This is a genomic window from Vibrio sp. 10N.222.46.A1 (assembly GCF_041473595.1).
In the GTDB taxonomy this organism is placed as follows: domain Bacteria; phylum Pseudomonadota; class Gammaproteobacteria; order Enterobacterales; family Vibrionaceae; genus Vibrio; species Vibrio tasmaniensis_A.
This window is the reverse complement of record NZ_JBFRSN010000287.1, coordinates 1-8,802: the sequence shown is the minus strand read 5'-3', so window position 1 is coordinate 8,802 and position 8,802 is coordinate 1. Positions and strand designations below refer to the sequence as shown.

Here is an 8,802-nt window from a genome sequence, read left to right as displayed (position 1 = left end):
GAGAGGCATATGCCTCTCTTTCCATTTTACGTAAACCAGTGATTTATTTTGTCGCCGCGACTACTCAGTCAATGCGCGACTCAATCACTTGGCAGCGTAACACGTCATTACTTAGCAACCATAACCATCGCAGGGCGAACCACACGACCGTTTAACTCGTAACCTTTTTGCATTACGAACATAACCGTGTTTGATTCGTGATCTGGACTTTCTTGGATAGACATCGCTTGGTGGAATTCAGGGTTGAACACTTCACCTTCAGGGTTGATCTCTTTAAGACCAAACTTAGCAACTGTGTCTACGAACGTTTTGTGCGTTAGCTCAACACCTTCAAACAGTGGCTTAACCACTTCGTTTTCAGCATCTGCCGCTTGCATTGCACGCTCTAGGTTGTCGATGACAGGAAGTAGACCTTCAGCAAACTTGTTCAAAGCGAATTTACGCGCCTTATCAATTTCTTGCTCGCTACGGCGACGCATGTTTTCAACTTCAGCTTTTGCGCGAAGAACAGAATCTTGCTGCTCTTTCATTTTAGATTCGCTAGAAAGTAGTGCAGCTTCTAGTTGAGCGATTTTTGCTTCTTGCTCATCAACAGACTCTTCATTTAGCTCAGCTTCTTCAACTTTCTCAGCTTCAGCAATGATTTGATCTAGCTCTTCTTCCGTTACTTTGTTTTCTTCGTTGCTCATGATCTCTCCAGAATTCGTTTTCAATGCAAGTGACAGGTGTGTTTGCACCCCAAATTGATATAAAACACTCGCATAGACGTTCAACTTGCCTTTATTATGGGGATGAAGAATTTTGATTCAAGCCTAATTCGTTTGGAAACGTTATGAAAAAGCCATTTGAAGTCATCGCCATTATTGGTAAACCTCGAGATCAGCAAGCAATTCAGACTCATAGAGAGCTCTATCAGTGGTTAAGTACTGAGGGTTATCAAGTGTTTGTGGATGACAGACTCGCTACAATTTTAGACGATATCCCACAAGAACATTTTTCTAGCCTAATTGAATTAGGTAAACGCGCCGATCTCGCCATTGTGGTGGGTGGTGACGGAAATATGCTCGGTGCCGCTAGAATCTTGTCACGTTTCGATATTTCAGTGATTGGCGTAAACCGAGGTAACCTAGGTTTCCTTACCGATCTTAATCCTGAAAACTTCCAGAGTGCGCTTACTGATGTACTCAAGGGTGAATTCATGGAAGAAGAGCGCTTCTTACTTGAAACTGAAATTCATCGTCATGGCCAAATAAAAAGCCACAACGCCGCACTCAACGAAGCAGTACTTCACCCCGGTCAAGTCGCACATATGATCGAGTTCGAAGTGTATATCGATGACAGCTTCGCCTTCTCACAGCGTTCTGATGGCTTGATCGTCTCAACACCGACAGGTTCAACCGCCTATTCGCTTTCTGGTGGTGGTCCTATCCTGTCATCAAGCTTAAATGCAATTTCATTAGTACCAATGTTCCCGCACACCCTTTCAAGCCGCCCACTGGTAGTGGATGGAAAGCGTCGTATCAAGCTGATCGTATCGCCTGATAACCGCGGCACTCAAGAAGTCAGTTGCGATGGCCAAATCTCGCTACCGGTTTCCCCTGGCGATGAGATCCACATTTACCAAAGCCCGAATGTACTCAAGCTGATCCACCCTAAAGACTACAACTACTACCATGTTCTACGTAACAAACTAGGCTGGTCGAGTAAGTTGTTCTAAAAGAATAAAAGCTCCAGAAGTAACCGAATTATGAAAGGCTGACGACGTTCGTCAGCCTTTTTTATTGCCCATAGAAAGCCCGTAGGCTCTCGCTTCTCTGCAATTCCTTATACCTCCACTCCCGACAGGGAGGAACAACTGAGTTGGGAATCTACTGCGGTTTCAGTGATCTACAGACAACCTCAATTCTGAGATCTGTCGCAAAAAAATTTCACCCACCGACTTTACTGTATAAAGAAACAGTATATACTGGGATTATATACAGTATTGTTCAGTTATACAGGTAAATAAAAATGCTGGCTCATCTAAGTGTTAATAATTTCGCTATTGTTAAGTCTTTACAGCTAGAACTCTCTAAAGGCATGACAACAATCACCGGAGAAACTGGTGCGGGTAAATCTATCGCTATCGACGCTTTAGGCTTGTGTCTTGGAGGAAGATCTGATGCAGGAATGGTTCGACAAGGTGAAGAAAAAACCGAAGTCAGTGCCGCTTTTTTACTTGAGAACAATCTGCATGCTACCCGCTGGTTAGAAGACAATGAACTGCTTGATGGCGGTGAATGCATCCTACGCAGAACCATCTCTAAAGAAGGTCGCTCTCGCGCATTCATCAACGGCAGTCCCGTGCCTCTTTCACAATTAAAATCGCTTGGACAGCTGTTGATCAACATTCATGGTCAGCACGCGCACCATCAGTTGATGAAAAGCGATTACCAAATGGCCATGCTTGATCAATACGCAGGTCACTTGAACCTATTGAAATCGACACGTAATGCTTACCAAGCCTGGCGACAAGCCGATAACCACTTAAAAGAGTTACGTGAAAATAGCCAGCAAAACCAAGCTCAAAAACAACTTCTTGAATACCAAATCAAAGAGTTAAATGAGCTGTCTATTGGGGAGGAAGAATATGAAGACCTCGAACAAGAGCATAAGCGCCTCTCCAATAGCGGAGAACTGGCCACAACCTGCCAACAAGCTATCGAGCTTATTTATGAAGGCGAAGAAGTTAATGCGCTTGGTATTCTGCAATCGGCCAATAACTCCCTGATTCAGTTAGCGGAGCTAGATGAAAGATTGGCTGAGTTACCAAACTTATTGTCTGAAGCCATTATTCAGATAGAAGAAACCAATAACGAGTTAAGAACATACCTAGATGGCATTGATGTCGATCCAGGTCGTATGGCTTACGTTGAAGAGCGCTTCTCAAAAGTGATGTCGATGTCTCGTAAACATCACGTGTTGCCAGAAGAGCTTTATAAGCACCATCAAGACTTATTACAACAAGTTGAAGCGCTTGATTGCTCTGATGAAAAATTGGAAGAATTGGCAAACGAGGTAGAAAACCAATACCAGTCGTTCGTGGCTAAATCAGAGAAGCTTCATAAATCTCGAACTCGTTACGCAAAAGAACTCAACAAGCTGATCACGCAAAGCATGCATGAACTGAGCATGGAAAAAGCGCAGTTTGCCATTGAAGTAAACAACACCAACACACACCCTTCTCCATTAGGTATGGATAACGTGACCTTCATTGTTTCGACCAACCCAGGTCAACCAATGCAGCCCATTGCTAAAGTGGCTTCTGGGGGCGAGTTATCACGAATCTCACTAGCGATTCAGGTGATCACAGCGCAAAAAGTGGATACACCAAGCCTGATTTTCGATGAAGTCGATGTGGGTATCAGTGGACCAACCGCTGCGGTTGTCGGAAAAATGCTACGTAAGCTGGGCGAATCTACGCAAGTTATGTGTGTAACGCACTTACCTCAAGTGGCAGGTTGTGGACATCAACAACTGTTCGTTGCAAAGAACACGAAATCAGGTAAAACCGAGACTCAAATGCACACGCTTGATGAACAACAACGCGTTTCAGAGCTTGCTCGACTGCTTGGTGGCAGCCAAATTACCGAATCGACGCTTGCCAATGCAAAAGAGTTATTAATCGCAGCATAGGTTACATATTCAGCAACTTTCTGATAATTTACCGAAAATTCTTGGCAATTTTGCAACTTAATTCAAAATTGCCAGTCATAACAAGCTCAAAGCGCAAGGAGCTTTTTACTTCTTGCTGGAGCTTGTTTATTATCAGGCAGTATTTTAGCGAAGAAAGATCTCAAACTATGCGAATTAAAAAGTGGTTAGTTGCAGTTCCACTTGCACTAACAATGTTGACCGGTTGCTCTCTACTAGAGAAGTTGGTTTATCGAATTGACATCAATCAGGGTAACTATGTTGAACAAGAAGCTGTCGATCAGCTCAAGTTTGGCATGACAAAAACACAAGTTCGTTACGTTATGGGCTCACCTATGCTTATCGAAAATGGCTACCCAGATACGTGGTACTACATTTACCACCACCAAAAAGGCCATAACGACCCTATCCAGAAAAACCTTGTCGTGAACTTTGATGCCACTGGCACTCTAGTAACGATCAATGGTGATTTTGAAGCCAGTGATGAGTTCTTCGAAAGCCTTCGCTAGCTTTCAGTCAACAAAGCTCTCAGCTGATAAAGCTTTCCAGTCGACAAGGTATGAATCGCAAAAGCCTGCTCACATGAGCAGGCTTTTTAATATCTGCTAACAAATTAGCTGCGTGTCTAACCAACAGGCACAAAAAAGCTCGCCAACATTGCGAGCTCTCTTCTTAGTCGAATTTTTTTAGCACTACGATTTAGCTGCGGCTGCTTTCGCTTGCTCAGCACGCTTACGGCGGATCTCTTTTGGATCGGCTAACAGTGCTCGGTAGATTTCGATACGATCTTTATCGCGAACCGTCGCATCTAGCTTAACGTTGCGGCTGAACACACCAACCTTGTTTTTTGCTAAGTCGATCTCTGGGTATAATTCCAAAACGCCAGACTGCGCAATGATCTCTTCAACGGTCGCGTGCTTGTTTACTACTAAAGTAAACACACGCTGTTCATGCGGAAGTGCAAACACAACCTCTACGTGGATCATATCCGATTCAATAGTCATGGCTTAGTAGACCTGTTTCGCGCGTTGAGTAAAAGCACTGACCATATTACTCGTCAGCTCATTGAAAACCTTACCAAATGCCATTTCAATCATTCGGCTAGAGAATTCAAACTCTAACTTAAGCTCAACCTTACACGCTTGCTCATCGAGCGGAGTAAAATACCAACCACCCTGCAGCTTTTTGAACGGGCCGTCCACCAGCTCCATCAAGATCTCAGCGCCATCCGCTAAGCGGTTAGATGTGGTAAATGTTTTACTGATACCCGCTTTAGAGACATCAACCGAAGCCACCATAGTTGAATCTGAAGATTCGATCACACGTGAACCAGAACACCCTGGCAAAAACTCGTGATAACGAGCAACATCATTGACCAAGCTGAACATCTGGTCGGCACTAAACGACACTAATGCTGAACGAGTAACCTTTGGCATATAGACTCCTGTTAAAGACAGCGTTACATTAACACAAACTGCAATTTTAATTGTATTGGGCCAGAGCGCAAATAAAAAGGATTCCCCAACTAGGGTGCAATCCGTATAATGAGGCCATTATGGCAAAGAATAAATCAAAATCAAAAGCCGGTAGTAATACCATTGCGCTTAATAAGAAAGCTCGCCACGAATATTTCATCGATGATGAGATAGAAGCGGGGCTTGAGCTACAAGGCTGGGAAGTAAAATCCCTACGTGAAGGCAAAACCAATATCGCAGAAAGCTACGTCTACATCCGAGACGGCGAAGCATTCATCAGTGGTATGACGATCACTCCGCTAACTCAAGCGAGTACTCATATCGTGGCGAACCCAACACGCATCCGTAAACTACTAATGTCGAGAAAAGAACTCGACAACCTTATCGGTCGTATTAACCGTGAAGGCATGACGCTTGTCGCAACCGCACTTTATTGGTCTCGCTCTTGGGCGAAGATTAAAGTTGGCGTAGCGAAAGGTAAAAAGCTGCACGATAAACGTACTGATATGAAAGAAAAAGATTGGGCGAGAGATAAAGCACGAATTATGAAGAGTAATTTGCGTTAATTTTAAGCACTTAAACGCACAGTGCTAGACAGGCAAAGCTTTTCTGGTACTATGCAAATAACACTTGGGGCTGATTTAGGATTCGACAGGAATTTTGAAGTCTGAGGTGCATGCCGTGGGGCGGTTGGCCACGTTAAAAGCCGCAAAAAAATAGTCGCAAACGACGAAAACTACGCACTAGCAGCTTAATAACCTGCTCAGAGCTCTCTTACCCTAGCTTCCGCTCGTAAGACGGGGACCAATAAGAGATCAAACCCAAACTAGCTAGCGCGGATTCTCCCACCTGAGAGGAAAAGCGCGAATAACAATTCAGGTTAGCCTTTAACTAGCGTGTCGGTTCGCAGGTTGCTGGTGAAATTAAAGATCGACTAAGCATGTAGTACCAATGATGAATGATTTTTGGACGCGGGTTCAACTCCCGCCAGCTCCACCAAACGTTTGGAAATGGCCAACTCGAAAGAGGCCTTTTTTTTATTTTATAGTCATCAATTATGCTATCGGTACTAAACGCGCTACCTTTCACTCACAGGGTGACGCACGGTGTAAAGTGCTTTTGATTCCCATGACTTTAGTTTCGAACCATCTCATACGTTTCAAAGTCAGTATTTCCAATTAACTTTTGTGTGGCATATTTGATCTACTTACGTACAGCCATCACCTTACCCGCACAGATAATCACTAATCGCAGAAGAACTTAGCCACAGAACGAATAAAGGCTGGTATCCACCTTCTTGCAATGCCTCTTTAAAGCCAAAGGCTTTGATTATCCCCTGCAAGGTATAAAGTTATATATATCCCTTTGTTGGGATAGCACGGCCAATATCCTCTATGGGGATCAAACCTCATAATATGAAATGACAACTTGTGATTTATAGCCCACAACAATTAGCCAGTACTTCATTGCTAATACGCAAAAAATAAATGGACTCAGTTCGAAGTGGCAAAGAGAGTCGCATAAAGCAAGCTACCATTTCTAACTTTGAAACTAGACCAGATAAAGCCACGCTCTCTACCATGTTTAAAATCATTCAAGCCTTAGATCTGACAGTAAAGGTTGAAACAAGAAGTGAGAGCAAGACAATGTTGTAATGCCTTTGTATTACACACAATACTTGAACGACCACCTTAAGGTTCCGATAGAGAGTTAGCCATACTTTAGGTATCTCAAAGCCCCATGGCTTTGAGTTTTCTATTGTTCTTTCATTACATAAAGTAAATCACATTAGACTTTTAATAAGATCGCCAAGTTTGTAAGCATAAAAGCTCACTACTGTAGACTTTTATGTGATAACTCAATGTATTCACCATAAAAGTGAACTTTAATAGACTTTTATTTAAAATCTACGTATAAATAATTTAAAAGTCTACTAAGACATACTTTATTGCATCATGCTATATGGAGGTTCTATGGTTAAGAAAGTAAAAGCAACTGAGTCACCAGATCTAAGCCAGGTGTTCACACCATCACTACTTGGTGAGGCGATCAAAGCAAAAAGAACTCAAAGTAAAATCACCCAGCAAGATGCAGCATTGCTTTCTGGTGTTTCAAAACAAACCTACATAAAAATTGAACAAGGCAGCTCCGATATTAAACTAACCTCTTTAATGAAAGTTGTGTCTGCTCTAGGAATAAAGATATCGATACAACCATGGCAAGACTTAGATGCTTCAGTCTCATCACAGGAGAAAGGTAATGACGTCTGGGTCTAATCAATACATCCTCGATATAGTCTATAGCCAGCAAGTCATAGGCAAACTATCACTGAGTAAAGAAAGTGATGCTCTATCTGTAATCTACAAGCAAGATTGGATTGATAATGGGTTTCCCATATCGCCACACCTTCCATTTAACTCTGATATACCATCAGTCAATATCAGGAGGTTCTTACAGAATTTGCTCCCTGAAAATAAAGGGTTAGATTATTTGATCGACTTTCTTGGCGTATCACGTTCAAACGTATTTGCACAAGTTGGTGGTATTGGAACAGATACATCAGGTGCAATGATGTTCTTATCTGAAGGTGTTTCTCCAGTTCAAACTGAAACCTCTTTCAACCCAATCAACGATAGTGAATTAATTAAGAAACTATCTGACCCTGAGCTTTGGTATTTAGAAATATGGGAAGGAAAACCAAGACTATCAGTAGCGGGGGTTCAATCTAAGCTCAACGTTTTATCTATCGATGGAAACTTAGGGTTTGGAGAGGGTGAACTATGCTCAACTCATATTGTGAAGTTCGAAAAAAATGACCAACAACACCTTGTCATAAATGAATTTGTGACGATGAAGTTAGCGAAGCTAGTTGAACTAGATGTTGCTGATGTTGAGTTGCGGTATTTTGACCAATTTCCAGCCTTAATTGTAGAGAGATTTGATCGAAAGCTATTTAGCTCAACAAGTGTGAAACGAAGGCATATGATCGATGCCTGTCAAGCTTGTAACCTAGGTGTCGATAGAAAGTATGAACGAAACTTAGGTAAACAAAGAGATGTCAGTCATATTCGTGATGGTGTCAGCTTCACCCGACTTTTTTCGGTAACAGAGCAATGTGAAAACCCATTAGCGGCAAAACTAGCGATCCTAAAGTGGGCAATGTTCAATCTCTGCATTTATAACGCAGATGCACATGGCAAAAACTTCAGTTTCTTTGTCCAAAAATCGGGCTTAACACCAACGCCACTTTACGATCTAGTCAATGTAAGGATGTACCCTGAATTTGAGCAGGATCTTGCGATGGCAATTGGGGATGAATTTGACTCAGATTCTATTAATGCCTACCAACTTGTAGAGTTTGCTGACGATTGTGGTATTTCACCAAAATTGCTTCAACAGAGCCTAGTAAAGATCGCAAATGACATTATAAACAACATTGATGATGCTATATCTCTCGTCACTCCTACTTCTGATTCACAATTACCTTATTTAAACCGATACCGTGAAATCGTTGTGGTTAGATGTAAGCACTTCCTTAAACAATCACCACTCATCACTGAAATTGAGCTTTAACTTATAGATAAGCTATCTAATCAGAATATAGAAAGCACAAAGAGCAAAAGCTCTTTGTGCT

The 8,802-nt window shown here is 42.3% G+C and carries 9 protein-coding genes and 1 other RNA gene; 7 read left to right on the top strand and 3 right to left on the bottom strand.

Annotated features, from left to right (window positions below):
- Positions 1 to 107 precede the first annotated feature (107 nt).
- The gene (grpE, locus tag AB4496_RS09635) at positions 108 to 689 is read right to left on the bottom strand and encodes a nucleotide exchange factor GrpE (protein ID WP_102258212.1); all 582 of its coding nucleotides are present in this window, start codon (positions 687 to 689) and stop codon (positions 108 to 110) included.
- Between the two features lie 143 nt (positions 690 to 832).
- Between grpE and nadK the strand changes: the two genes are divergently transcribed.
- From nadK to bamE, 3 genes are all read left to right on the top strand, one after another.
- Complete coding sequence (gene nadK / locus AB4496_RS09630; protein WP_009848328.1) at positions 833 to 1,717, top strand: NAD(+) kinase; 885 nt, start codon at positions 833 to 835, stop codon at positions 1,715 to 1,717.
- Positions 1,718 to 2,010: 293 nt separating this feature from the next.
- Positions 2,011 to 3,675, top strand: a complete 1,665-nt coding sequence (gene recN / locus AB4496_RS09625) for a DNA repair protein RecN (protein WP_102258213.1) — start codon at positions 2,011 to 2,013, stop codon at positions 3,673 to 3,675.
- 167 nt (positions 3,676 to 3,842) lie between these two features.
- Positions 3,843 to 4,202, top strand: a complete 360-nt coding sequence (gene bamE, locus AB4496_RS09620) for an outer membrane protein assembly factor BamE (protein ID WP_009848326.1) — start codon at positions 3,843 to 3,845, stop codon at positions 4,200 to 4,202.
- Positions 4,203 to 4,385: 183 nt separating this feature from the next.
- Here the strand turns inward: bamE and AB4496_RS09615 are convergent, their stop codons facing one another.
- Positions 4,386 to 4,697: an RnfH family protein gene (locus AB4496_RS09615; protein WP_009848325.1), complete on the bottom strand. Its 312-nt coding sequence runs from the start codon at positions 4,695 to 4,697 to the stop codon at positions 4,386 to 4,388.
- Positions 4,698 to 4,700: 3 nt separating this feature from the next.
- A complete protein-coding gene (locus AB4496_RS09610; RefSeq protein ID WP_004735157.1) occupies positions 4,701 to 5,129 on the bottom strand; it encodes an SRPBCC family protein in 429 nt (142 codons plus the stop codon).
- 119 nt (positions 5,130 to 5,248) lie between these two features.
- Here AB4496_RS09610 and smpB point away from each other — a divergent pair, with 119 nt between their 5' ends.
- From smpB to AB4496_RS09590, 4 genes are all read left to right on the top strand, one after another.
- On the top strand, positions 5,249 to 5,734 hold the full coding sequence (smpB, locus tag AB4496_RS09605) for an SsrA-binding protein SmpB (RefSeq protein WP_004735156.1): 486 nt from the start codon (positions 5,249 to 5,251) through the stop codon (positions 5,732 to 5,734).
- Between the two features lie 66 nt (positions 5,735 to 5,800).
- Positions 5,801 to 6,167, top strand: a transfer-messenger RNA (tmRNA) gene (ssrA, locus tag AB4496_RS09600).
- A gap of 974 nt (positions 6,168 to 7,141) precedes the next feature.
- The gene (locus tag AB4496_RS09595; RefSeq protein WP_009848316.1) at positions 7,142 to 7,444 is read left to right on the top strand and encodes a helix-turn-helix transcriptional regulator; all 303 of its coding nucleotides are present in this window, start codon (positions 7,142 to 7,144) and stop codon (positions 7,442 to 7,444) included.
- A complete protein-coding gene (locus AB4496_RS09590; protein WP_102258214.1) occupies positions 7,428 to 8,741 on the top strand; it encodes a HipA domain-containing protein in 1,314 nt (437 codons plus the stop codon). The genes AB4496_RS09595 and AB4496_RS09590 overlap by 17 nt, the downstream gene beginning before the upstream one ends.
- The last annotated feature ends 61 nt before the right edge of the window (positions 8,742 to 8,802 follow it).